At 63.3% G+C, this 431-nt stretch carries 1 protein-coding gene; it reads right to left on the minus strand.

Translation table 11 applies throughout. The features are described 5' to 3' along the window. The coding region (locus tag EOA27_RS40015) for a nucleoside hydrolase (RefSeq protein WP_189562462.1) at positions 1–428 on the minus strand (428 nt) is incomplete at its 3' end. Positions 429–431: the final 3 nt, after the last annotated feature.

The raw sequence follows: 431 nt of genomic DNA on the forward strand, positions 1-431 counted from the left end.
ATCCTGGGCTCGCGGATCAGCGCCAGCGCTATGTTGGTGAGCGGTCCGAGCGGGCACAGCGTGATCGTGCCGCTTTCTTCGCGCATTAGCGTCTCGACGATGAAATCGACCGCGTATTGTTCCTGCAACGGCATGGTCGGCTCGGGCAGCTGCGGGCCGTTCAAGCCGGTCTTGCCATGCACTTCCTCGGCGGTGACCAACTCGCGCGTCAGCGGCCGGATGGCGCCAGCATAGACCTTCATGTCTGGCCTGCCGGCCAGCTCGCAGATCTTGCGGGCGTTGTTCTGGGTCAGCTTCAGCGGCACGTTGCCGGCAACCGCGGTGATGCCGACGATCTCCAGCTCGGAACTGCCGAGCGCCAGCAATATGGCGACGGCATCGTCCTGGCCGGGATCCGTGTCAATGATGATCTTTCTGGACTGGGGCATTTC

The organism is Mesorhizobium sp. M2A.F.Ca.ET.037.01.1.1 (genome assembly GCF_003998075.1).
Taxonomy (GTDB): domain Bacteria; phylum Pseudomonadota; class Alphaproteobacteria; order Rhizobiales; family Rhizobiaceae; genus Mesorhizobium.